The 24,201-nt window shown below is 51.5% G+C and carries 27 protein-coding genes, 1 other RNA gene and 1 pseudogene; 12 read left to right on the top strand and 17 right to left on the bottom strand.

Annotated elements, in window-relative coordinates; genetic code table 11:
- Position 1: 1 nt before the first annotated feature.
- The 4 genes from NOC_RS06565 to NOC_RS06550 are packed head-to-tail and all read left to right on the top strand — an operon-like array spanning position 2 to position 3,793.
- Entirely contained in the window at positions 2-1,645 is a 1,644-nt protein-coding gene (locus tag NOC_RS06565; RefSeq protein WP_011330588.1) for a restriction endonuclease subunit S, read from the top strand.
- A gap of 17 nt (positions 1,646-1,662) precedes the next feature.
- Positions 1,663-1,953 carry a nucleotidyltransferase family protein gene (locus NOC_RS06560; RefSeq protein ID WP_002809210.1) on the top strand — a complete coding sequence of 97 codons (291 nt, stop codon included), beginning with the start codon at positions 1,663-1,665 and terminating at the stop codon, positions 1,951-1,953.
- Positions 1,950-2,297 (top strand): HepT-like ribonuclease domain-containing protein, encoded by a 348-nt coding sequence (locus tag NOC_RS06555; protein ID WP_002810449.1) that lies wholly within the window; start codon positions 1,950-1,952, stop codon positions 2,295-2,297. The genes NOC_RS06560 and NOC_RS06555 overlap by 4 nt, the downstream gene beginning before the upstream one ends.
- Positions 2,294-3,793: a type I restriction-modification system subunit M gene (locus NOC_RS06550; RefSeq protein ID WP_002808809.1), complete on the top strand. Its 1,500-nt coding sequence runs from the start codon at positions 2,294-2,296 to the stop codon at positions 3,791-3,793. The genes NOC_RS06555 and NOC_RS06550 overlap by 4 nt, the downstream gene beginning before the upstream one ends.
- Before the next feature lie 80 nt (positions 3,794-3,873).
- On the opposite strand, the gene NOC_RS18120 is transcribed toward NOC_RS06550, so the two are convergent.
- The 5 genes from NOC_RS18120 to smpB form a co-directional block, all read right to left on the bottom strand.
- Positions 3,874-4,068 carry a hypothetical protein gene (locus NOC_RS18120; protein WP_244860085.1) on the bottom strand — a complete coding sequence of 65 codons (195 nt, stop codon included), beginning with the start codon at positions 4,066-4,068 and terminating at the stop codon, positions 3,874-3,876.
- 6 nt (positions 4,069-4,074) lie between these two features.
- Positions 4,075-4,644 (bottom strand): tyrosine-type recombinase/integrase, encoded by a 570-nt coding sequence (locus NOC_RS06545; RefSeq protein ID WP_002809293.1) that lies wholly within the window; start codon positions 4,642-4,644, stop codon positions 4,075-4,077.
- Positions 4,645-4,782: 138 nt separating this feature from the next.
- Positions 4,783-5,143, bottom strand: a transfer-messenger RNA (tmRNA) gene (ssrA, locus tag NOC_RS16775).
- Positions 5,144-5,295: 152 nt separating this feature from the next.
- Positions 5,296-6,528 (bottom strand): RNA-guided endonuclease InsQ/TnpB family protein, encoded by a 1,233-nt coding sequence (locus NOC_RS06540; protein ID WP_002810279.1) that lies wholly within the window; start codon positions 6,526-6,528, stop codon positions 5,296-5,298.
- A 12-nt stretch (positions 6,529-6,540) separates the two neighbouring features.
- Positions 6,541-7,110, bottom strand: a complete 570-nt coding sequence (smpB, locus tag NOC_RS06535) for an SsrA-binding protein SmpB (RefSeq protein WP_002809956.1) — start codon at positions 7,108-7,110, stop codon at positions 6,541-6,543.
- A 569-nt stretch (positions 7,111-7,679) separates the two neighbouring features.
- On the opposite strand from smpB, the gene NOC_RS06530 reads away from it, so the two are divergent.
- Together NOC_RS06530 and NOC_RS06525 are read left to right on the top strand one after the other, a co-directional pair.
- Positions 7,680-8,120, top strand: coding sequence for a type II toxin-antitoxin system RatA family toxin (locus NOC_RS06530; protein WP_002811465.1), 441 nt, complete (start codon positions 7,680-7,682; stop codon positions 8,118-8,120).
- 1 nt (position 8,121) lies between these two features.
- On the top strand, positions 8,122-8,406 hold the full coding sequence (locus NOC_RS06525) for an RnfH family protein (protein ID WP_231561652.1): 285 nt from the start codon (positions 8,122-8,124) through the stop codon (positions 8,404-8,406).
- Between the two features lie 21 nt (positions 8,407-8,427).
- On the opposite strand, the gene NOC_RS06520 is transcribed toward NOC_RS06525, so the two are convergent.
- Entirely contained in the window at positions 8,428-8,997 is a 570-nt protein-coding gene (locus NOC_RS06520; RefSeq protein ID WP_002811492.1) for an outer membrane protein assembly factor BamE, read from the bottom strand.
- A 464-nt stretch (positions 8,998-9,461) separates the two neighbouring features.
- Between NOC_RS06520 and fur the strand changes: the two genes are divergently transcribed.
- Entirely contained in the window at positions 9,462-9,941 is a 480-nt protein-coding gene (gene fur / locus NOC_RS06515; RefSeq protein ID WP_002811305.1) for a ferric iron uptake transcriptional regulator, read from the top strand.
- A 45-nt stretch (positions 9,942-9,986) separates the two neighbouring features.
- A complete protein-coding gene (locus NOC_RS06510; RefSeq protein ID WP_002809850.1) occupies positions 9,987-10,598 on the top strand; it encodes a CPBP family intramembrane glutamic endopeptidase in 612 nt (203 codons plus the stop codon).
- Between the two features lie 73 nt (positions 10,599-10,671).
- Here the strand turns inward: NOC_RS06510 and NOC_RS06505 are convergent, their stop codons facing one another.
- The 9 genes and pseudogenes from NOC_RS06505 to NOC_RS06465 form a co-directional block, all read right to left on the bottom strand.
- Positions 10,672-11,454 (bottom strand): MarC family protein, encoded by a 783-nt coding sequence (locus NOC_RS06505; protein WP_002810732.1) that lies wholly within the window; start codon positions 11,452-11,454, stop codon positions 10,672-10,674.
- A gap of 169 nt (positions 11,455-11,623) precedes the next feature.
- Complete coding sequence (gene recN / locus NOC_RS06500) at positions 11,624-13,303, bottom strand: DNA repair protein RecN (RefSeq protein WP_002811606.1); 1,680 nt, start codon at positions 13,301-13,303, stop codon at positions 11,624-11,626.
- Positions 13,300-14,181, bottom strand: coding sequence for an NAD(+) kinase (locus tag NOC_RS06495; RefSeq protein ID WP_002810151.1), 882 nt, complete (start codon positions 14,179-14,181; stop codon positions 13,300-13,302). Before NOC_RS06495 ends, recN begins: the two co-directional genes overlap by 4 nt.
- A gap of 11 nt (positions 14,182-14,192) precedes the next feature.
- Entirely contained in the window at positions 14,193-15,917 is a 1,725-nt protein-coding gene (gene recJ, locus NOC_RS06490; RefSeq protein ID WP_011330586.1) for a single-stranded-DNA-specific exonuclease RecJ, read from the bottom strand.
- Positions 15,918-15,956: 39 nt separating this feature from the next.
- On the bottom strand, positions 15,957-17,012 hold the full coding sequence (locus NOC_RS06485; RefSeq protein WP_011330585.1) for a hypothetical protein: 1,056 nt from the start codon (positions 17,010-17,012) through the stop codon (positions 15,957-15,959).
- Between the two features lie 29 nt (positions 17,013-17,041).
- Positions 17,042-17,740, bottom strand: a complete 699-nt coding sequence (hda, locus tag NOC_RS06480; protein ID WP_002811194.1) for a DnaA regulatory inactivator Hda — start codon at positions 17,738-17,740, stop codon at positions 17,042-17,044.
- A 12-nt stretch (positions 17,741-17,752) separates the two neighbouring features.
- A complete protein-coding gene (locus NOC_RS06475; protein ID WP_002809081.1) occupies positions 17,753-18,358 on the bottom strand; it encodes a CDP-alcohol phosphatidyltransferase family protein in 606 nt (201 codons plus the stop codon).
- 127 nt (positions 18,359-18,485) lie between these two features.
- On the bottom strand, positions 18,486-19,541 hold the full coding sequence (locus NOC_RS06470) for a DUF2066 domain-containing protein (protein ID WP_002809268.1): 1,056 nt from the start codon (positions 19,539-19,541) through the stop codon (positions 18,486-18,488).
- A 122-nt stretch (positions 19,542-19,663) separates the two neighbouring features.
- Positions 19,664-20,764: pseudogene (locus tag NOC_RS06465) on the bottom strand (RNA-guided endonuclease TnpB family protein).
- 35 nt (positions 20,765-20,799) lie between these two features.
- Between NOC_RS06465 and NOC_RS06460 the strand changes: the two are divergent.
- The 4 genes from NOC_RS06460 (at position 20,800) to purN (ending at position 23,251) form a co-directional block, all read left to right on the top strand.
- The gene (locus NOC_RS06460) at positions 20,800-20,952 is read left to right on the top strand and encodes a hypothetical protein (protein WP_036497269.1); all 153 of its coding nucleotides are present in this window, start codon (positions 20,800-20,802) and stop codon (positions 20,950-20,952) included.
- A 111-nt stretch (positions 20,953-21,063) separates the two neighbouring features.
- Positions 21,064-21,549, top strand: a complete 486-nt coding sequence (locus NOC_RS06455) for a hypothetical protein (protein WP_011330583.1) — start codon at positions 21,064-21,066, stop codon at positions 21,547-21,549.
- Entirely contained in the window at positions 21,546-22,622 is a 1,077-nt protein-coding gene (purM, locus tag NOC_RS06450) for a phosphoribosylformylglycinamidine cyclo-ligase (protein ID WP_002811198.1), read from the top strand. Before NOC_RS06455 ends, purM begins: the two co-directional genes overlap by 4 nt.
- Positions 22,619-23,251 carry a phosphoribosylglycinamide formyltransferase gene (gene purN, locus NOC_RS06445; protein ID WP_002809893.1) on the top strand — a complete coding sequence of 211 codons (633 nt, stop codon included), beginning with the start codon at positions 22,619-22,621 and terminating at the stop codon, positions 23,249-23,251. The genes purM and purN overlap by 4 nt, the downstream gene beginning before the upstream one ends.
- On the opposite strand, the gene dcd is transcribed toward purN, so the two are convergent.
- Positions 23,232-23,798 carry a dCTP deaminase gene (gene dcd, locus NOC_RS06440; RefSeq protein WP_002809870.1) on the bottom strand — a complete coding sequence of 189 codons (567 nt, stop codon included), beginning with the start codon at positions 23,796-23,798 and terminating at the stop codon, positions 23,232-23,234. The genes purN and dcd overlap by 20 nt on opposite strands.
- A 59-nt stretch (positions 23,799-23,857) precedes the next feature.
- Positions 23,858-24,193, bottom strand: a complete 336-nt coding sequence (gene yajC, locus NOC_RS06435) for a preprotein translocase subunit YajC (RefSeq protein ID WP_002808894.1) — start codon at positions 24,191-24,193, stop codon at positions 23,858-23,860.
- Between the last annotated feature and the right edge of the window lie 8 nt (positions 24,194-24,201).

The raw sequence follows: 24,201 nt of genomic DNA, 5'->3' as shown, positions 1-24,201 counted from the left end.
CATGCAAACCTCACAGCCAACCGGGTGGGTGTTTTGTCGATTCGGAGATATAGCGCGAATTCGAAATGGGTATGCATTCAGGAGCTCTGCCTTCAAGAAAACCAAGACGCATGATTGCGACGTTCCATTGATCAGGCAATCTCAGCTAATTGGGACTGCAGTCAATATTGGCGAGGCGGTGTATCTTCCAGCCGAATATCTAGAACGATTCGCTCAGTATGTAATCAACAAGGGAGATATTCTTATCGGAATGTCTGGTGCCATTGGGAAAGTGTGCCGTTATAAAAACGGTTTTCCAGCACTCCAAAATCAGCGGACAGGGAAGATTGAAGTATTTGACGAATCTCAAATGGATTCACGTTTTTTTGGCCTTTATCTGTCAAGTATTGAAGGTGAGCTAATTCGCCAGGCAAAAGGCATGGCCGTTCAAAATATCAGTGCAAAAGATATTGAAGCACTGCCGCTAGGATTACCGCCGTACAACGAACAACAGCGCATCGTCGCTAAAATCGAGGAACTCTTCTCCGAGCTGGATAAAGGCATCGAAAGCCTCAAGACCGCCCGCGAGCAGTTGAAGGTCTATCGCCAAGCAGTGCTCAAACATGCCTTCGAGGGCAAGCTCACTGCCCAATGGCGCGAGGAGAACAAGGACAAACTGGAGTCGCCCGAGCAGCTCCTTGCCCGCATCCAGCAGGAGCGTGAAGCCCGCTACCAGCAGCAGCTGGAGGAATGGAAGGCGGCTGTTAAAGCGTGGGAGGCAACGGGGAAAGAGGGGAAGAAGCCGGGGAAGCCTAAGAAATCTTTAGCTATAAAAATTAACAGTTTCAAAATACCTAAAAATTTCCCAAATGGCTGGATCAGTATTCAACTCCGAGAGTTGTTTGAATCAACTCAAAATGGATTAGCGAAGCGACAAGGTACCTCGGGTAAACCGATTCCTGTAATTAGGTTGGCTGATATTAAAAATCAAGAAGTAGACAGTTCAGATTTGAGGTCTATAAAACTCGATGCTACAGAAATCCAGAAGTATGAGCTTAGCAGGAATGATCTTTTATGTATCCGAGTAAATGGCAGCCCGAACCTAGTGGGGCGAATGATACTGTTTAAACACGATAATGTAATGGCCTACTGCGATCATTTCATTCGGTTTCGGTTCCCACAGGGAATAGTGCTACCAAGCTATATTCAAATGCTTTTCGATACCCAGACTGTTCGTCGCTACATTGAGTTAAACAAAGTATCAAGTGCGGGACAGAATACGGTAAGCCAAACGACCATTAGCGCTCTTGCAATTCCTTATTGTTCTCTAATGGAGCAAAAAATAATTGTATCGAGGTTGGAAGAACAGCTTACGTCAATATCAGCAGTCAAGGTAGAAATAGAGGAGAATTTTCAAAGATTAAAATCCCTCCGCCAATCCATCCTCAAAAAAGCTTTTTCCGGCCAGCTTGTTCCCCAGGACCCCAAAGACGAACCCGCCTCCAAGCTGCTGGAACGTATTCGCGCCGAGAAGGAAAAAATACCCCACCCAACGCGGCGTACCCGGAAGCCGACGGCAAGCCGGAATCCCAGCAGGAAAACCGGGATCAAGGAACGTTCAGACGAGGCGCTCATGGGCAGATCGAGCATAAAGGAAAGGCGATGAAATGATGAGGAACCCCCATGTTACTGGATGAGCTGCGCGCTAAAAAAGAGACCATCGCTGCGTTGGGGAGTCAGTATGGCGCCCGCCACATTCGGATTTTTGGATCCGTCGCCAGGGGCGAGGAACGGCCTGATAGCGATGTGGATTTTCTGGTGGAGTTTCCCCGGGGTTATGACCTGTTCGCGCAACGCCTGCCCTTGACGGAGCGATTGGAGGCGTTGCTCCAGCGGCGGGTGGAAGTGATCCCGGAACATGAACTCAACAGGCACCTTCGCGACCAGATATTGAAAGAGGCCGTAGAGCTATGACCCAGTCATGGCAACCGTATGCCAAGCATATCCTCGATGCCATTGCCAAAGTCCGCCGCATCGAGGCGCGCGGCGATCTCACCCAGGATGAGGTACTTTACGATGCGGTCTTACGCAATCTGCAAACCTTGTCCGAGGCGACCCAGCTGCTACCGGAAGAGAAAAAAGCGAGTTGTCCCGAGATCCCTTGGCGGGAGATCAGCGGTTTTCGCAACATCCTGGTACACAACTACCTGGGTGAGATCGACCCGCTTACCGTGAAGACAGTTATTACCCAGCATTTACCACCACTCGAAGCCTGCGTCCGAACCCTGCTCATCAACGCGGGTGAAACCGAGCTATGAACACCGCCTCCATCATCTCCAAGGTCTGGAGCTTCTGCACTACCCTGCGCGACGACGGCGTGGGTTATGGGGATTACCTGGAACAGCTCACCTACCTCATTTTCCTCAAGATGGCGGACGAATACAGCCAACCGCCCTATCGCCGCGAGGTGGGGATTCCGCCGGAATATAACTGGCAGAGCCTCAAGACCAAGCGGGGGGCGGAGCTGGAAGGACACTATATCGCGTTGCTGCGAGCGCTGGGCGCGCGGCCGGGGATGCTCGGGCAAATCTTTACCAAGGCCCAGAACAAAATCCAGGACCCGGCCAAACTCTACCGCCTCATCAAAATGGTGGACGGCGTCCAATGGGTCATGATGGGGGCCGACATCAAGGGCGATATCTACGAAGGTTTGCTGGAGAAAAACGCCGAGGACACCAAATCCGGGGCGGGCCAGTATTTTACCCCCCGCGCCTTGATTAAGGCCATCGTCGAGTGCGTGCGCCCCGAGCCGGACAGGACCATCGCTGATCCAGCCTGTGGCACCGGCGGGTTTTTCCTCGCCGCCTACGATTTCCTGAGCGATCCCAAGCACTATTCCCTGGATAAGGCCCAGAAGCATTTTCTCAAGCACGAGACCTTCCACGGCAACGAGATCGTCGCCAATACCCGGCGCTTGTGCCTGATGAATATGTTCCTGCACCACATTGGGGAAATCGACGGGGAGAGCGCCATCTCCCCTAATGACGCCCTGGTGGCCCCCAGCGGCCAGAGCTATGATTATGTGCTGGCCAATCCGCCCTTCGGCAAAAAGAGCGCCATGAGCTTCACCAACGAGGAGGGAGAGCAGGAGAGCGACGATCTGACCTACAACCGCCAGGACTTCTGGGCCACCACTTCCAATAAGCAGCTCAACTTCGTTCAGCACATTCGCACCCTGCTCAAGACTACCGGCAAGGCGGCCGTGGTGGTGCCGGATAATGTGCTGTTCGAGGGCGGGGCCGGCGAAACGATCCGCCGCAAGCTACTGGAAAATACCGATCTGCATACCATCCTACGGCTCCCCACCGGTATCTTCTATGCCCATGGGGTCAAGGCTAATGTGCTCTTTTTCGATAACCGGGAGGCCAGTCCGCACCCGTGGACGAAGGAAGTGTGGTACTACGACTATCGCACCAATGTCCACCACACCCTGAAAAAGAAGCCCATGCGCTATGAGGACCTGGCCGAGTTCATCGCCTGCTATCATCCAACGAACCGGCATGAACGCCGGGAGAGCTGGCATGGGGAAAAAAACCCGGAAGGCCGCTGGCGCAAATTCAATTATGAGACGCTGGCCGCTCGGGACAAGACTAGCCTGGATCTATTCTGGCTCAAGGATAAAAGCCTGACGGATCTCGACAATCTCCCCGAGCCCGAGGAATTGGCGGAAGAGATCATCGAGAACCTGGAAGCGGGCCTGAATAGCTTCCGGGAAGTGCTGGCGGGGCTGGCGGCAGGGGGAAATCAAGAATAAATGAACACAGAGCCATTATTTTGCCGCCTCTCCTCAAGCCGTATTGCTGAGCTGATCGCCACTGCCCAACATTCCGTCTGTTATGCGGGACCCGGCATTTTCAGCTTGAACCGATGGGGCGTATTGGTCTTGGTAACGGTATAACGCCACTCGGCGGCATCCAAGTCAATGTCAACCCACTCGGCCTTGCGCAGTTCACCGGGCCGCACGAAAACCAGCGGCGCAAGACGCAGGGCGCAGCGCACAGTGAGAGTGCCTTCATACATAGCTGCCAATGGCCCTCAGGATCTCGGCAATCTCTTTCGGTTCGGTGACAGCTGCAAAGTGTTGACTCTTAAACCGGCGGCAAGGCGCCCCGCAGGTCTTGAGAAGGATCGCGCGCAGCGCGGCCAGTGGCAATAGCATAGCCGAAACACCTGCCCGCAATTGCTCAAGGCACGGTGGACGGTTTCCAAAGCCCCCCGCCGCTCAATCCGGCGGATAATCCGGTCGCCATGACTTTCCGACCAGTTGGGGACATGCTTGGCAAACCATTCCCGCGCTACCACCTCAAAACTGTTAGCCACCCGCTCTTCCCTTGCGGCCTTCTTGGCCCTACGGTTCTCGCTGGGATCAATTTCATTGGCCAGCAGTTTACGGGCCTCATCGCGCCGCTCGCGAGCATCCTTCAGTGACACCTCGGGATACACGCCCAGGGACAGCCGTTTCTCCTTGCCCCCAAAGCGGTACTTCAATCGCCACCACTTACCCCCGCTGGGGGCAACTTCCAGATACAACCCACCACTGTCAAACAGCTTTTTGGCCTTATCACCAGGCTTGGCGTTACGAATCGTAGTATCTGTCAGTGGCATGGGGGCAACTCGCTTGCCCCCAAGGTTGCCCCTGGATGTCGATGGATGTTGCTGGCCCTCCGAGAAAACAAAAACCCATAAAAAAACCCGCTGTTACGCGGGTTTTAGGATGTTTCTGGATTTCGCTGGATGTTCAATTGGTGGAGGCGGCGGGAATCGAACCCGCGTCCACAAGTACTCCGCCTTCGGTTCTACATGCATAGCCCAGTCATTAATTTAACCGCATGCTACCCGACGGGCAAGGAAAACATACGGCGATCCCAGTAAAGTTTTAGCGGGTCTGCCCTGGGAGAACTTCACCGCGATCTTGTGAGAATCGACGCCTGAAATCTGAACGCACAAGCACGGCTTCAGTCAGACGGCACCCTACTGGGTTTTAAGCAGCGAGTGCGTAGTTGTCGTCGTTGGCAACTATAATGTTGCAGCGTGATTAACGAGGTCACTGCACCTCGGCATGCCCCTTAGGTTTTGCTACCCGCGTCGAAGCCAGGTCGCCCCCTCAGGAATTGTTTTAAGAAAAACCTTGTTGCTATGGCTGACACCATTTGGTAGAAAACTGTATCGCTGCCTTTCAGCAGAAACCCATCAGCCCTTCCAACTTACTCTAAGTGAGACAGTGTAACCAAAATAGAAGTTCCCTGCCAAGAGAAGTTAGTCATGTACCGTCACAGCTAAAGCAGACGGCTTGCCCGCGCCCTCCCCAGGTTTCGAGCCTGGATCAACGAGCCGTGCTTCAGGGCCGCATGACAGCGACCCATCCTCGCAAAGAACTTGCCTTGCCAGGATACCTCTCAGGCGAATATTGCGAGAGGCATTTAAATCAGCGTGTAGTTCATAACCACACGCTTTGCAGAGGAACCGATGTTGATGTCGATTATCTTTTTCAGTATGACCACAGCGGGAACAGCCCTGACTGGTGTACTTCGGGTCAACCCCGATCACCTCCATACCAAAGGTGTCCGCCTTGTAACGGATAAATTGCTCCAACTCATAAAAGGCCCAGCGGTTGAGATCCGTGCGCTGTTGCTTTCTAAGTTTGCGCCCGTTGCGGATACCGCCTAGGTCTTCTACGGCAATCGTTGGATTGCCCGTGTCCCTGGAAAAATCAACGATACGACGACTCATCACGTGGTTATCGTTTCTCATAAAGCGTCGCTCTCGGCCAGACAACCGTTTCAGGGTGCGCCGCGTGGAGCGGCTACCCGTTCGTGCCTTTTTCTTTTGGAGAGAAGCGCGGGTTTTGGCGTAACGGTTGCGCACATGGTGGGTGTGTCCGCCACCGAAGAAAAGCTGGCGTTGGCCGTCGGTGACGGTCGCCAATACGCGGATACCTCGGTCTACGCCGACCACGGCATCGTTGGGCTTGAAGACAGTCTCGACTTCGCGCTTAAAAGAAATCGACAAGTACACTTTGCCCTTGCCGATGAACAAACGCCCATCACCCATCTTCCACTCAGAAAGGTATTCACAAAGGCGAGGTTCGCCGTGGAAGGGAAGGCCTTTGATACGCCCGTCCACGGTCCAGAGGCTGACGCCCTTGTGCCTAAAACCAAAGTCACGGCCACGCTCACCGCCTTGAAGGGCGACCGCACACTGTTTGGAAAAGGTGACAGGACGCTTGAGTTGAATCTTTTTTATTCGCGCACCGGCATACTTGCTCGCCACGTGACGAATCGCATTCTGCGCCACCTGGGCGGAAAGCCCAAAACGGGTGCGAATATCCCTATAAACCAGCCGATGCAAACGCACGGTATTGGAAAGACAGCCCTGAGCGAAAGCCTGCTGGCTGATGTCATTGCATGCTGCCGACCACGCCTCAACAGTGCGCTTCGCCGCTGCTACGTCCCAATCCAGCCGGGTTTTAGTCGTGCGTACAATTTCCATAAAGAAATTATACTACATTGATTTTTGTCGGAAAACAACAAACTTACGGAGGATGCCAATTCCCCTGCCAGCTAAAGCAGGCAGTCCCCTTCGTGTGAATTTATGGACTTTTAATAAACGCTCTTTCTGCCGGGTCCATTCCTTTTCTTTTTCAGTAGCACGCTTGTCATATTTCTGCTTACCCTTGGCTAAGGCAATTTCCAATTTTACGCGCCCTCTTTTCCAATATAAAGTCAAGGGAATCAATGCGTAGCCCTTGCGTTCCACCGCCCCGATAAGCTTACGCAGTTCCTTGGCATGAAGTAGCAGTTTTCGAGTTCGCAAAGGGTCCGGATGAATATGGGTCGAAACGGTGTTCAAAGGACTGAGGTGGACACCGAACAGCCACACCTCCCCTCCTTTAAGAAGGCAGTAGCCTTCGTTCAACTGTACTCGTCCTGCCCGCAGACTCTTGACCTCCCAGCCTTCAAGCACAAGGCCCGCTTCGTAGCGCTCTTCAATGAAATAATCATGGCGCGCCTTGCGGTTCAAAGCAATGACATTACTTGAAGTACCGGACGATTTCTTTTTACTTTTAGCCATAATCAATTAGGTAACTTACAATTTTTCGGAGTTGGCGGCTAACGTTCGCGACCGGGACTGATCGCCCCATAAGCCTATCCCTGCGCTTTCGCTAGGGAGTCGGCGTACATCCCTGTACTCCTTCATTGTAACTGATTAAAATTTTATCCATTCAAAATTTCAATCAGTCCGATAAATTCGCATTTCTCAGCAATGGCTTTATTTGCCACAATTCCAGAAATAGCGCTGTTTTCCTACCTGTATACAGAAGCGCTTTAACTTCACCCCCCTAGGCTCTCCACATTATAACCCGCCTTGGAGTTTCGCCATGGCTAGCTGCGGTTCGGTCTGTCCTCACCTAGCTAGTCATGGCGAAACTCCAAGGCGGGGAATATGTTATTCTTAAGAGATCATTGCCGTATTTATCGGCTAGATTCCGTAATCCAACTCCGGTGCCGAAAAATTTAAATATGGGCGGTGGGTAAGCGTACCCATCATGGCTTATCCCGCTCGTTTTATTACCCTGGTAACGGTTATTATTATATTTCTTAATGCGAGTGGTGCTCTAAATCGATTAAACTATATGTTCTATGACTACATTAAACCGCAGCGCTTTAGTTCCCTATTCTCCGGCTGAAATGTTCGCCCTCGTGGATGATATTGAGGCTTATCCAAAATTCCTTCCGTGGTGTCGCGCCACTGAAATCCACAGCCGTAATATAGACGAAGTTTACGCCACTATTGAAATTGCCCGTGGGGCCATCCATAAATCGTTTACCACCCACAATCGGATGCAAAAGAACAAGATTATTGAGATGCGTTTAATCAAGGGGCCTTTCCATCATCTAGAAGGTTTTTGGCGTTTTGATCCCATCGGCGAAGATGAGGGCTGCCGGGTCTCCCTTGCCATGGAGTTTGAATTCTCAAACCGGCTCATTAGCCTGGCTTTTGGTCCCATATTTAGCGAAATCACCGCATCGCTCGTTGATTCTTTCTGCAACCGAGCCAAGGATTGCTATGGCCAGCGTTAAAATGATGACCGTTGAGGTGGCCTATGCTCGTCCTGATAAGCAAGTTATCCTTAAAGCATCAGTGCCTGAAAATACTACTTTGGAAGCCGCCATCCAGGCATCGGGTATTCTGGAACAGTTTCCCGAAATCGATTTGGACAAAAATAAGGTAGGTATTTTTGGTAAGCTCTCGAAACGAGATGCTCCCCTTTGCTTTGGTAACCGGATAGAAATCTACCGGCCCCTCATTGCCGATCCCAAGCAAGCTCGCCGGGAGCGAGCCACTAAAGCACGGCAAGCAAAGTAAAAATGGTTTTCTTCACTCCAATTAGGGGGAAGAACGGAAGAAAACAGGGTTTTTGTTGATTTCACTCTCTAGGGAAGGCGGCAAAGCAGTATCTTCACTGCTCCCCCGCAGATTTTCTTTCGTATCCTCATCCTCAGAAGAAGAGTCACTAAAATCTAACATATCCATCAAGCTGCCTAGCAAGCCCTCATCCTCCTGGCGCGGCGGCACGGAGATTGACACGGGACCCTCTCTCCGTTCCTGTTGTAATCCCCTCTGGATGCCTATTTCAACATCTCCACCTACATAGGAAAGCTTACCTTCCTCAAACCACATAGTAATAGTGCGCTGCTTCCGGCGCTCATTACCCGGCTTGAAGCTATAAATATAATACCAGCGGTCAGGATGGAAGCTATCAATTAGGAGAGGGCTACCTAAAACGAAGCTCACTTGCTGCTTGCTCATCCCTGGGCTTAACTTCTCCAGCATCTCTTGAGTAATGACGTTACCTTGCTGGACATCAATTCTATAAACACCTGGCAAACGCTCAATACTACATCCGGTCAGCGCAATACTTGCACATCCAACGATAAAAATGAGAAGCTTAAACATTGAAGGAGTGCATGGACGCATGACGAGCCCCTGCTGAGAGCGCGAAGTGAAGCTTTGCTGCGAAGGCGAGGGCCATGTGAAGTGCTGTTGACTGTGGCGTTTTTTTCATATACAACCTATTGAGGCTAGGATGTGGTCGCAATAAGGCGGCCTGGGGTTGTTATCGGAAGAGCGGCGCATCCACGTTGGCTACCGCGAGGAGCGCGGGAAGTGATACCTGTGGAGGGGCACAGCCTCCCAACGACAGCCCGGCAGAAGCGGGCGAGAATAGGGGCTCCGATGAAGCAGGAAAAACGTAGTGAGCAACCGGGCAGGAGCTCGGTCGGTGAATGCCCATAAGCTGATAATTGCAACACGTAAGCAGTTAACTCCGATAATAGATAGTTAAGGATTCGTTAACGGTTACTGTCATCCCAGTAACGGAGAGCGATGATACCTGACAGTAACCCCCTAAAGAACATTCTATGATGAGGACCCGTATCTTGGAAAGCCAAGACCTGCGCAAAGCTGGCCTTAAGGTAACTTTACCACGCCTTAAAGTGCTAGAAATCCTGGAAACCAGTTCTCAGCGCCATATGAGCGCGGAGGATGTTTATAAAGCCTTGCTTGATCAAGGTGAAGAAATTGGGCTTGCTACCGTCTACCGGGTACTTACCCAATTTGAAGCCGCTGGCCTCGTTTCCCGTCACTACTTTGAAGGAGGCCAGAGTGGCGGTGTCCATTCTGTATTCGAAATGGATAGTGGCGAGCACCATGATCATCTATTATGTGTCCGCTGCGGTAAAATCGAAGAGTTTGTAAATGAAATCATTGAAAAGCAGCAAGAAGAACTTGCTCGTAAGGCCGGATTCAATATGACGGATCATTGCCTCTACATTTACGGTATCTGCGCTGATTGCCAACAGGCTGAGTTCAGTAAGGATCAAAAGGTAAAAAAAACTTAACCTACCTTTTGAAAAACCCAGCCTCCCTGAATCATCGCTAAGATATTGGCCTCTCCTCCCCACCCTCTTCTCAATCGGGTAAATTTTCTTACCCTAACGATTGTGTTTGAAGGTGGGTTAGCGCTCGCGGGCTGGATCTTGGGGTGGCTTGCCGGCGTCGATCCACTTGCCCACCTTATCTTTAGCTGGCCCGCATTTGGCTTAGCCGTAGTGGGAACCCTGCCCTTGATGGTGCTCTTTTGGCTCTCCTACCGCTTTCCAGTGGGGCCATTAGAGCCCATCAAGCGGTTTCTAATCGAAACCCTGGGTCCTTATCTGGATACTTGCCGCTGGTACGATTTACTGCTCATTGCGCTGCTTGCCGGTATTTGCGAAGAATTATTTTTTCGCGGCTTTCTGCAGCCTTGGATAGAGTCCGTAGGAGGAACCACGCTAGGTTTAATAGGCAGCAATCTGATATTTGCCCTAGCCCACTTCATTACCCAAGCCTACGCATTACTAGCAGGATTGATGGGCACTTATCTTGGCCTCTTGCTTGATGCCAGCGGGCAGCGAAATTTACTCATACCCATGGTGGTGCATACTCTTTATGACTTCTTTGCTCTCCTGATCGTGGCCCGCACCTTTCGGTTAAAACGGACAAGCCGAACCTTATAATCCTTCCTTGATAATATTGCCCCGCAATGCCATGGGTTTCCTTTGAGCTCAACACTTACGCCAAGGAGAAATACTACAGAGCGACTCCCGATATAACGGGTTCCAGTCCCTCAAGGATAAGCTGAGCAGCAATTCCCGCTAGCAGCAACGCAAAAATTCGCATCAAAGCCGAAAGCAAAGGCTTTCCTACTCGTCTCTCAAGCCAAGGACCTACGCTAAGCAAACCTAGGACAAAGAAAAGGCTCAATAACAACACTCCCGAAAGCTGCAAAAATTCACCCCTACCCTCTGCCCTGAGACCGAAAAGAATGGCTATGGTCAAGGTCCCTGGCCCTGCCAGCAAGGGAACCGCCATCGGCACTATGGTGTGGGGAAGCAAGCGCTGGACCTCAAGCTCAGAGGACGATCTTGACTTCTCTTTCTCTGCAGGTACCCGATGCCCGCGAAAAAAAGAAGTAATCCAAGCGAGCCCGCTCTGAACGGGAGATTGAGGCATGGATGGAGGATTCGGCCCGGATTTTCCTTCCTGCGGGAGATGAAAGTTCTCCTTTACTTTTCCTTCAAAGAGGGAAACCGCCGTAATGAATAGAAGGGCGCCTCCCCCTACTTTAAAAGCGGGGAGCTGAATCCCAAAAAAGCTCAAAATGGACTGGCCCTGCCATAAGAATAAGAGCAGCAATCCAGCGGCAATCAGGCAGTTCCACAAAGCTAATCGAAAGCGAACCGGTGGAGGCAAATCACCAGCCAGCTCGGACCAGACCGCAATCTTTCCAACGGGGTTGAGTATCCCCACTAGCGCGGCAAAAAAGTTCCCCAATAATTCCCAGTTAAAATCTCCCAGTAATTCCCAGTTCATGCGTTCATCTCCTTATCAACGGATATTTAAGAACTAATGTGGCATGGGCTGGTAGTATTTTACAAATCCGTTTTCTTCCCTGAAAAAAGAGCTTCGGGAGACTTCTCTGCCCCCTGATTTTACCCCCCTGGCGTACTCCAGGAATATTTCATAACTTTCACCGAAATCCTTACTCTATTCGCCGGACCATTTCTAGCATTTCATGGGCGTGGGCACGGGAACGTTCAGTAATTTCCCGCCCTCCTAACATACGGGCAATCTCCTCTACCCGCTCTTTCTCATCGAGGCAGGTAAGCTCAACAATGGCTGTTTTCTTTTGGTAAGATTTACTTATGCGGATTTGAGCGTGCGCTTGGGCGGCAACCTGAGGAAGATGAGTCACACAGAGTACCTGCCGATATTTAGCAAGCTCCCGCAGCCGGGCGCCCACGGTCTCTGCCACGGCCCCTCCAATTCCCACATCTACCTCATCAAAGATTAAGGCCGAGACCCCACCCCATTGGGAAGTCAGAACCTGGATAGCCAGCCCAATACGTGATAACTCCCCACCTGAAGCGACTTTGCTCAAAGGCCCCGGAGGCTGGCCAGGATTAGCACTCACCTGAAACTGGACCTGTTCCGCGCCATGGGCTGAAAATTCCTGCTCCTTCAAGGAAGCCAGAATGACCTTAAAACAACCTCCTGGCATGGCTAAAGACTGCATCACCTCGGTGACCCCTTGCGCTAACTTTACCGCTGCGCTGGCGCGGGCCTTGCTAAGATCGGCAGCCAGCGCCCGGCATGTTTGCAAAGCAGTAGCAAATTCCCCTTGCAGATTGCCAAGGCGATTATCAACGCTCTCCATCTGCCTCAGTTCTGATGCCAGGTGTTCCGCTAACGTTGGGAGCTCTGCTGGCGCAATTCGATGCTTGCGCGCCAAATCATAGAAACCGGATAGACGCTCTTCAACCCACCGCAGACGCTCCGGGTCAATGTCCATGGAATCCAAATAATGGCGTAACCCGCCAACGGCCTCATCTATTTGAATAGCAGCGTTTTCCAGCAACTCCACCAGGGGGGTCAATTTAGGATCGATAGCTCCCAATTGCGCCAGTTGGCGGCTTACTTTGCCAAGTAACGCATAAATTGCGCCCTGCTCATTTTGGTACAGCAAATCCAGCGCCAGCTCAACCCCTTGCACCAATTCAGCCCCATGGGCTAGCTGCTGTTGTTCCTGTTCCAGCCGCGCCAGCTCTCCTGGCTCAGCCCGGAAAGCCTCCAGCTCCTCAACCTGATAGCGGAGCAATTCCAGACGAGCGGCCTGTTCACCAGCCGTTTGGGTCAGAGTCTCCAAGGCTTGGCTGAGCTGCCGCCAATGCCGGTAAGCTCGATCCCACTCATCAAAAAGCAAGGTGTGAGCGCCATAGGCATCCAGAAGAGAGCGTTGAACGCCGGGCCGCAACAGAGACTGGTGAGCATGCTGGCCATAAATATCCACCAGCTGTCTCCCCACTTCCCGCAATGTTTGGATAGGCACGGGACGCCCATTAATATAGGCCCGCGATCGGCCCTCGCGGCTTAATATACGCCGCAGTACGCATTCCTCATCCTGTTCCAAGTCCCGCGCTTGGAGCCAAGTCAATAGGGCTCGATTAGCACCAAGCTCAAAAATAGCGCTCACTTCGGCCCGTTCTTGGCCATGGCGTATTAAATTCACATCCCCCCGGTCGCCCAGCACTAGCCCCAGCGCATCTACCAAAATAGATTTTCCTGCCCCGGTTTCTCCTGTCAAGGCTGTCATCCCCGTTTCCAGGGGCAACACTAACTCAGTGATAATAGCGAGATCCCGAACAAGCAGCTCTCTAATCACCCGAGCTTTCGCCCCCAGTGCAGCTTGGCACGTAAAATGGAATAGTGGTCATGAGCTGTTGGATGGATCAACCGAACCCTGCCTGGCCGCTTATATATCTTGACCTTATCACCCACCTTTAAGGCTATTCCTGGCTGGCCGTCACAGCTCACTTGACCCGGCGTGGTGTTATATTCACTAATTACGATCTCAACCAAGCTATCGGCATCGATAACAAGGGGCCGGTTGCTGAGAGCATGAGGACAAATAGAGACCAGCACCATCGCATTGAGATTGACATCCAGGATAGGTCCGCCTGCGGAAAGCGCATAGGCGGTGGAACCGGTGGGTGTCGCTACTACTAAACCATCGGAACGCTGACTATTGAGAAAACGACCGTTGATGTAAGTCTCAAACTCAATCAAGCGGACCACTTCTCGAATATGTGTAGTGATATCATTCAAAGCCGTACCAATAAGATAAGATTGACTCTCCTGTTCCAGTTCCGCCTGAAGCAAAAATCTCTCCTCTTCCCGGTAGTGTCCCGCTAACATCGCAGCCAGATCCGTGCCCAAAGCTTCCGGCAGCACATCAGCAAGGAATCCAAGCCGGCCCAGTTTGATACCAAGCAGGGGAATCCCTGAGTCCGCTAGACTCCGCGCAACATGGAGTAAAGTTCCATCACCGCCAACGACAATCGCCAAGTCACAACGCTGGCCTAATTCATGGCGCGTTACGGCCTCCCAATGGTGGCTAGGAAAAAGGGCGGCGGTCTCCTGATCAATCATGAGCGTCAACCCTTTTGCCACCAAAAAATCGGCGACCTGCTGTAATGACTCGGCTATCCGGGGATCTTTTTGCTTGCCGATGAGTCCAATAATTTTAAAAGGCTTTGCCATATCTGCCTAAATTAAATCAACTCTAAGTGCTCCACCATCAATTGCGCTGTCCGCGAACCTCGATATATATTGACATCCAACCGATAAGCAAGCCTTATTTTTATGCCAAGCGCAAACCCGTCGGGTGGGAGGCAGCGAAAGGCAATTCCTTCCAGTTGCTGTCGACCATCCAGGGTCGTCAGCGTCAGCTTAAGGTGCGCTTCGCCCACAATACGAAACCCTGCTACCCGAAATACCCCATCAAACAAGGGCTCCGGAAATCCCTGCCCCCAAGGACCACCGTTCCGCAAGGTTTCCGCCATTTCTAGATCCCACTGTTCTAAGCTGCCATCGCTGAGAATAACATCCTCCAAGGCTTCCTTATCAAGCAGAGTTTCTAGTACCTCCAAAAAAGCAACGCGGAAGGGCTCTAGATGGCCCCGCCGCAAACTTAAACCGGCAGCCATCGCATGACCACCAAATTTAGTCAGCAAATCGGGATAGCAAGTTGCTACTCTATCCAAAGCATCACGAATGTGAAGCCCTGGAATGGAACGGGCCGATCCCTTCAACTCCTCACTATCATGGGGAGCAAAAGCAATTACTGGACGATAGACCCGCTCCCGAATGCGAGCAGCGAGCAGGCCGATTACGCCTTGATGCCACGATTCATCAAATAAACAATAGCCTAGTGGCGCCCTCTCTTCTCCTTGAAAAACCAAATTTTCCAGATGAGTTACTGCTTGCTCTTGCATAGTCGACTCAATCTCTCGCCGCTCACGATTGAGCCCATCAAGCTGATTAGCCTGTTGTTGCGCCAGCTCCAGGGAATCGGTTAATAAACAAGCAATACCAAGGCTCATATCCTCCAAGCGCCCTGCGGCATTTAGCCGTGGCCCTACCGCAAAACCCAGATCACTGGTGGTCAAGGTTTCAAGAGGGCGTCGAGCGCAAGCCACGAGTGCCTGAATACCAGCGCAGCAGCGGCTCTGCCGAATGCGGGCCAGTCCTTGGGCAACCAAGATCCGATTAATCTGATCCAGCGGCACCACATCAGCGACCGTGCCAAGCGCAACCAAGTCCAGCAGGGGAGCAAGCGCTGGTTCCTGCTCATCTCTGCGAATAAACCAGCCTTGCTCCCTTAGGTGGGCCCGTAAAGCTAGCATGACATAAAAAATAACACCCACCCCTGCGAGGCAAGTGCTGGGAAAAGGATCATTGGGAAGGTTAGGGTTGACAATAGCATTCGCGGCTGGCAAGGATATTCCTGGCAAGTGGTGATCCGTGATAAGCACACGAATATTGGCCGCTCGCGCCGCTTGTACGCCGGCCAGACTGGATATCCCATTGTCCACGGTAATAATGAGATCCGGCTGGCCCCGGGCCATCGCCTCCGCCACAATGGCGGGGGTAAGGCCGTAGCCGTGGATAAAACGGTTGGGGACCAAATAATCTACTTTATGGGCACCCATTAAGCGAAGCGCCCGCACAGCCACCGCGCAGCTAGTGGCGCCATCCGCATCAAAATCAGCGACCACCAGAATCCGCCAATCCCGTACGAGGGCTTCCATTAATAAGGTCACTGCCATTTTGATATTGCTCAGCAACCATGGAGAAGGTAAACGCTCCAGGGTATAGTCGAGCTCATCTGGAGCCTTGATCCCTCGCGCGCCATACACCCGGCGTAATATCGGATGGATTGCCTCTGGCCATTCAAGCTCGTTAACAGGCCGCTGTTTGAGAACTTTCTCCGCCATTAATAATCGTTTAGTACTTGAATTTTTATTTGTAGGGACTTAACCCCCCACGCTTTTTATAAGAGAGCGCGGACGCCGCCATAAACGCCAGCTTCGCTGCCAAGTTAAATGATAGCGATACCCATTCATCGGATAGAAGGTTAAGCTGGCTAACTGTCTGTTGCGTAAGGCCGCGTATAAAATGCTAAACCAGTTCTCTTCCAATGCTTGCAAAGCTCCAGCACAAGGGAAAGAGTCTGGTGTGTGCAATAAAGAATCCAATCCCACCAAATAGTCACCCGGTATGGTTGAATTTTGTGCCAACCAGACTGTAGCCCCTTCCGGCACAGGTCTGCCTGGAATCTCGCAATAAGCAGCCAAGGCTTGAAGAAGGGGATTGTGGTCCCAACCAATCTGCCGCCACAGAGGCGGAATGGGGTATGATGGCGCTTCCCCCGCCCCCCAAAACCATACACTATTCGCCAACGGAAGCCCCTGCTTCTCTCGCTCGAGATTGATAGGGCAATCATGGAGGAGCATCTGGATTTCATTGAGCAGAGTCCGCCAACGGGAACTATTGGGGCCCGAGGGAAGTCCTGGCTCAATATACTTTCCCTCGAGCGCAGTCAAAGCGGTAAAAGTAACCTGCTCCGGCTGGGGCAACCGAAGATACCAGCGATCTGGCTCTAGGGCCTGAAATTGCCAACCATATTCAGTAAATAAGGGCGCCACCCTCTTTGCTAAGGACTGGGACTCAGTTCTGCTCAACTGTAGGTGAGAGGGTCCAAAAAGCACGAGCCGATCCCGATCAGGGTGCAAACAGACGGGATCTGCCCGTAACCACCACCCCGGCTCAGGGGAGCCACCCCCCTTATCCCAGGAATACATTAGTGGCGCCAAGGGAACATCCATCGTTCCTGATTGAGAAATGCCAAATAAAGCAAAGAGCAAAGTTTCATACAGTGGTGTGGTAAGCGCCTCTACGTCTGCCTGTCCTATGATGCATTCCAGAAAAGGTAGCCGCGCCCCCTCCCCCTCTATGGCTCTTGCTTCTAGCGCCTGAGCAAGTCCTGGCACAAGAAGCGTTAAACGCAGAGGTGGGGTTCGAAACAACAAAATGAAAAGCCCTATTGTGGTTAACGGGGTTATATGTCTAAAACTTGCCGTACAAAAGGAACAGTCAGCCGCCTCTGAGCCGCCATGGAGGCACGCTCTAACTGTGCCAGTATACTGCTCAAAGAGTGCATATCCCGCTCGCTATGGCGTAATAAAAAACCTGCTACCTCATCTGGCAACTCCAAGCCTCTTTTCGCGGCCTGGAATTGTAACGCGGCATGCTTTTGATGATCGTCCAAGGGCTGGAGCTGATAACCCAGCCCCCATCCTAAGCGGGAGCGGAGATCGGGCAAAAGCCAATGGAGCGTACTAGGTTTATCGGTGGAAGCCAGCAGGAGCCGGCCTCGCCCCTCCTGCAGGAGATTATAAAGGTGAAGCAAGGACTCTTCCCAATGACGGTAACCGGCAATATGATCGATATCATCAATGGCAACGAAGGCGGCAACCTCCAATCCCCCCAGAATTTCGGGCGCCATGATAACGGCCCGTTTCAAGGGAACATAAGCAACCCGCTCACCCTTTTGGGCCGCGATCTGACAAGCAGCAAGCAATAAGTGAGTTTTTCCTACCCCCGAAGGTCCTCGGAGGCAAAGAAAACGATCTCCTTTTCCTTGCCCGCAGCGTTCTACCGCTGCAACAGACTCGCGGTTGGCCGCAGCGAGATAATAATTCTCAAAACTGGGAGCACCGGAATCCCCAATGGGCAGAGGAAGTTGCTGAGTAACCAAGCGCGAAATCCCTCACCCGTGATTTGTGCTTTGCGGCCGTCGCCGGCGAGATTCAGCGTTTGTTTTTTGGGTTCTGTTCAACCGCCAAGCCCGCCCTCCCCAATGCCAAATATATTGCATACCGCTTAAAATAGTAGTAAGCGCCACTAAATAGATAAGCCAATCCGTTAATTGGAGAATGTCCAATCCTGGTAACTGGGCGATTATAACAGCCATAACCAATAATACTTGACATAATGTGTTCAGCTTGCTGAGTGGAACGGGCTCCATTTCAAAAGGGCCAATAAAAAAATGATAGCTAATGCCGCCTAACACAATGGCCAAATCCCTGCCAAGAGCTAACAACATCAGCCAATAGGGCAGATGGCCCAGCCAAGCTAGCATGATAAAGCTCGATATTAACAACAACTTATCGGCTAGAGGGTCAAGGATTGAGCCAAGTCTACTCTGCCAATGATAATGCTTGGCAAGAAATCCATCTAAACCGTCGGAAATGCCCGCCACAAAAATAACCCATAAAGCAAGCAAATAGTTTTCTTCCAGCAGCGCATAGATGAGCGGCACCACTAATAAGATGCGTATTCCAGTAAGAAGGTTAGGGATATCTCTTACTTGCATAATACCGCTATAGTCTTCGCCTCAAGTCAGGAGGGCGCTCTCCCCTCCACCATCAGCCATGAGGACCAGGTTGACATTGCTTTCTGTTTTCTTTCCTTCTAGCCAGATTCAAAATAACTATTCAAGATTAAGGTAATAGCCGATAATTCAATTCCATGTGATTCGGCTCTATGTTTGTGCCCATACCTTCCGTTGCTCGCACCAAAACCCTCCCAAAGCGGATGGAAGTGGCTAACCCCTCGGCCTTTCCCCGCAATTCAAGCCTAAATTTTGCTTCTGCCCGGGATAATTGTACTGGCTCCATGGTGATCACTTGACTAAGGCTGCTGAGATAAGAGAAGAGACGAGCATAATCCATAAACGAGGTTACTCCGGTCACCCTAACCTGCACCGAGGATAGTGAATTATTCCCGGTAGCCGGCACTATCTGGGCAGCAATCGTGTCTACTGATTTATCGATACCAGCACGCAACACCTGTTCAAACTCGCCATTAACCCGCCAGTCTCGCGCTTTATCAACGCCGTAAAGAGTCCAACGGGCCTGCCAATCATCCTCACTCTGGCGCGACAAACGCCCCACTAACTGTACCGAAGCGGGATAGCGCTTGGAAGCAGCCAGTATAGGCTCAGGGAAATTACCCCAAATATCGCTGAAAGACAGCTGGGATCGATCCTCTAAATCCCAAAGAGGTAAAATCACGGGCATCCCCCGTACTCCTGCTTGCTCTTCCAGGATTTCGGCAGCAGGCAAATTGCCGTCTGCATCTACCAAATAGCGGTGCCTGCCTTCTTCAATCGCAACCCATAACAATAAAATAGGACGGACCTGGCCCCATACGGGCAGCGCTTTCTGCCGTAACAATTGCTCTACACCCAGTGGGTCAAAACGAACCCAAAAGGTCGCCGCACCGTTTTCCTCATCAGAAGCATTATAGCGAAATTTCTGAACCAAACTGGAGGACTTCTCAAGCAACAAGGCAAGGGGTGCGCGAGCCAAGGTACGCCGGTTTCCCATCACTTTCAATAACACCTTTTGAAAAGCCTCTTTCACCGCCCTCGCCTGCTCCTCGGGGGTTTGATTACTTACAGGCACCTGGGCTTCATAAAGATCCACCGCTCCTATCGCTTGAACCTCTAATGGCAGCACATAAAATATCACTATCGCCAAAGCAACTTGCTTCATATTGTTAGTTTATCATGTATAAGGACTCAGCTTGGAGTTTCGCCATGACTGACTGCGGTTCGGTCCCACCTCACCTTGTTAGTCTGGAGAATTCGCGTTTCTCAGCAGTCCTCGGGCGGTGGCTAGGCCATGGCCCTTGGGGGTTTTACCGCTCCACGCGCTTTAGAGGTTCCGGCGCTCCCCGCCGTACCAAAAAACAAAACATTCTTGGCCGCATTGATATCCCTATCATGAACAGTCCCACACGCCGATCAGGTTTTACTGGTGGGTGCCCAGCGGTCCGCGATCAACACATCACGGCCATACCAGGCGGCCTTGTACTCCATTTGCCGTCTGAGCTCATACAGCCCGCAATCGGCAACGGCTTTGCTCAGGCGGCGGTTTCGCAGCATCCCTTGGATATTCAAATCCTCCAGGCAGATCACTGGGTTCTCGTGGATGAGCGTGGAGGAAATTTGGTGCAAAAAATCCCGGCGGCTGTCCTTAATCCGGGCATGGATTCGGGCAACGCGCACTTGTTGCCTGCGCCTCCGGTGAGAGCCCTTACACTTCTTGCTCAAACGACGCTGGGCCATTTTCAATTGCCGGGCATAGTGATAGGTGTATTTGGGCGCACCCGACTTCCAGCCTTCGGAAGTAATGACCACATCCTTAACCCCCACATCCACGCCGATAGCGTTCCTTCGCACAGGCAAGGGGAGAATCTCCACCTCGCAGGTCAGGCTAACGAAGTAACGGCCCGCCGGGGCTTGGCTGACCGTGACCATCTTGGGGATGCCCTCGATACCACGGGACCATCTCAACTTAACTCTGCCAAGCTTGGGCAGCTTCAACAGCTTGCTTTCAGCGTTGAAGTTCTTCGCCACATGGCGTTGGTCCAACTGATAGCGTACCGATTGCGTGTGGTGGCGCTTCTTAAAGCGGGGATACTTCGCTCGACCTGCGAAAAAGTTCCTGAAGGCCGTATCTTGGTCCCTGAGCTTTTGGGTATGGCAACTAGCGGTGGCTTCGCTCAACCAGGGGCATTGCGTCTTTTTCAGTGCCGTCAATTGGCGACTAAGACTTATAGTATTCGACGACTCCCCCTGCGCTTGATACGCCTTCGTTCGGGTTTCCAAGGCCCAATTCCACACATAACGGGCATGGCCAAACTCAAGGGCCAATTGCCGCTTTTGCGTGGGCGTTGGGTAAAACCTGAACTTATAGGCGCATTGTATTATCATACGTCAACTGTACAACCATTGTATGGTGCTATCAAATGGCTAGGGAGTTACTCAATGTTCGTATCGATTCTGAGCTCAAAAATCAACTTCAAGCGTTGGCTAAGGGGGAAAACAGAACGCTATCGAATTTGGTCGAGACGGTGCTGGCCAATGACGCAAAACGCGAATCCATGGCGAAACGAAAGTAATGCGGCCCTCGCGTTCCGTGCGCCGTTTCACTTCGCATCGTCGCTAGGGGGGCGTCGTACATCCCTGTACTCCTTCAATGGTTTTACGACGAACTGAAGACGATAGCACAGGTGGAAACCAAGCAGGGTTACGAGACCAAGGAGCTCCGGGATGGGATTGGGCTTAAAAAGACGAAGCGAAAGATGGCGGAAGTTTTTGAAGCTCATTGCGTGGATAGTTGGGTGCTGGCGAATGGGTGGACAGGTGGACATACGTATCCTGACAACAAACAACTGCTATGCATCACGCCGCTGCGCTTTCATCGCCGCCAATTGCATCGGCTGCAATTTTCAAAAGGCGGTATTCGTAAGCCCTACGGCGGCACGCTCAGCCATGGATTTAAGCGTGGCAGTTTAGTGAAACATCCAAAATGGGGGCTGGCTTATGTAGGGGGATGTTTGAAAGACCGCATCAGTTTACACGCGGTGGCAAGCGGAAGAAGGCTCTGCCAGAACGCTAAGCCTGCCGATTGTCGTTTTTTAACTTTTAATACTTGGAGGACAAGGGCGCTTCCTCTGACACCTAAAGTCGGCAGTCCCGCGCCTAAGAATTTATGAGTAAAAAGAAACTGCCTCCCTCTTCTCATTCACCTTTAAGCTACCGCGACGCTGGGGTTGATATCGATGCCGGTAATCAACTTATCCAGCGGATAAAACCTGCTGCGAATAGAACCACCCGCCCTGGCGTATTAACTAGCCTAGGAGGATTCGGCAGCTTATTCGAGCTACCCATCCATCGTTACCAGCATCCCGTACTGGTGGCGGGCACCGATGGCGTGGGTACAAAACTCAAACTTGCTATTCAGCTCAATCGTCACGATAGCATTGGGATCGATCTGGTTGCCATGTGCGCCAACGACATCATTGTCCAGGGAGCCGAACCGTTATTTTTTCTGGATTATTACGCTACAGGCCGATTAGAAGTTGATATTGCCGCCGAAATCATCGAAGGCATTGCCCATGGCTGCGAATTGGCCGGGGTAGCACTAGTGGGTGGAGAGACGGCGGAGATGCCAGGAATTTACCAAGCAGGTGATTATGACCTTGCCGGTTTTTGTGTCGGGGTAGTAGAAAAGGAACGTCTTATTGATGGGAGTCAGGTACAGGCTGGCGATCATCTTATTGGAATCGCCTCTTCCGGGCCTCACGCCAACGGCTATTCTCTGATCCGCAAAATTCTGGAACGCAGCCGCTACTCACTAAATAGCCCCTTGGCGGACCAGACCCTAGGCGATGCCTTGTTGACCCCTACCCGCATCTACGTCAAACCCCTGCTACAGCTGCTGGAAGTTATTGAAATACATGCCTTAGCCCATATCACTGGGGGCGGGTTGCCAGAAAATTTACCCCGGGTGCTCCCCCCAATGCTTAGCGCTGAAATCGATACGTCCCGCTGGCCACGCCTGCCTATTTTCGATTGGCTGCAAAGAGAAGGTAATCTCTCTGAGCAGGAGCTCTATCGTACTTTTAATTGCGGAATTGGCATGGTGGTCTGCGTAGATCAAGCAGATACTGAACAAGCCCTAGAATTTTTAAAAGACAGGGGCGAATCCGCCTGGTTGATAGGACGAATTGTTCCTCAAACAAGTGATGGGCAGAGAGTAGCCTTTAACACGGGGAACCCCTTGTGACCTCTACCCAACGCTTACCCATCGTGGTTCTCATTTCTGGACGGGGCAGCAATCTCCAAGCTATTCTCGATCAATCTCAAACTGGGCAATTACCAGTAGAAATCCGCGCCGTTATCAGTAACAACGCCCAAGCGCAGGGTCTCGAACGGGCCCACCGCGCAGGGATCGAAACCCAAGTTCTTGATCATCGCCATTATCCTAACCGGGAAACTTTTGACAGGGCCTTGATGAAGATAATTGACAGCTACACGCCTAAATTAGTGGTACTCGCCGGCTTTATGCGCATCTTAACCAGTGAGTTTGTCCGTCACTATCAGGGACATCTGATCAACATTCACCCGTCTCTTTTGCCGAATTTTCCTGGCTTAGATACCCACCGTCGCGTACTCCTAGCAGGAATGAGGGAACACGGCGCCAGCGTCCATTTCGTCACCGATAAAGTCGATGGAGGCCCAATTATCTTGCAAGCCCGAATTCCAGTCTACCCTGAAGATACCGCTGAAACCTTAGCCGCACGAATCTTGCGAGAGGAACATCGAATTTATCCTAAGGCAATACGGGCTTTTGCGGAGAAAAAAATACGCCTTGAAGGCGAACAAATTGTTTGGATTAAGCCTTTGGAAGCGTAACGCCAGTTTGGCCCTGGTATTTGCCGCTACGATCCCGATATGAGGTCTCGCAAAGCTCATCCGACTCGAAAAATACCACCTGAGCGACTCCTTCGTTAGCGTAAACTTTAGCTGGTAGAGGAGTTGTATTGGAAAATTCCAAGGTCACGTGCCCTTCCCACTCTGGTTCCAAAGGGGTAATGTTAACAATGATCCCGCAACGGGCATAAGTCGATTTCCCCAAGCAAATGGTAAGCACGCTACGGGGAATGCGAAAATATTCAACTGTTCGCGCTAATGCAAAAGAATTAGGGGGAATAATGCAAACATCGGACTGCACATCCACAAAACTGCTAGCGTCAAAATTCTTAGGATCTACAACAGCCGAGTTGATATTGGTAAAAATCTTAAACTCATTAGAACACCGAATATCATAGCCATAACTTGAAGTGCCATAAGAAATAATGCGGGCATTATTGGCTTCCCGGATCTGACGCGGCTCGAAGGGCTCTATTATGCCGTGTGCTTGCGCCATGTAACGAATCCACTTATCGGATTTAATACTCATTTTATGGAGTGCAACAATGTAGGCCCACCATTTACTTGGCGGGCCTTTTTCTGGATGGGCTATAAACTCTTTGCCGTCCCCTTGGGGACCACTCTAGATACCGCGCTTTTTTCAACTTTAACTTCCATTCCTTCCGATAATTCTAACAGTAGAAAATTATCACCTACTTGGAGAATCCGTCCTAATAAGCCTCCGTTAGTGATGATCTCATCGCCTTTATTCACGGATGCCAGCATACGAAGGCGCTCTTTATGACGCTTTAACCGTGGCCGTATTGCAAGTAAATAATAAACGAGGAAAATGGTGGAAAATATGAGCAAGGGTACCCAGAAATCTCCAGGCGCTCCTGGCGGTGGGCCACCCTGGGCCCAGGCATCAGCAATAAAAAAATTCACCCTTAATT

The organism is Nitrosococcus oceani ATCC 19707 (genome assembly GCF_000012805.1).
In the GTDB taxonomy this organism is placed as follows: Bacteria; Pseudomonadota; Gammaproteobacteria; order Nitrosococcales; family Nitrosococcaceae; genus Nitrosococcus; species Nitrosococcus oceani.
The sequence above is the reverse complement of the archived record's forward strand: the minus strand, read 5'-3'. Positions and strand labels throughout refer to the sequence as shown.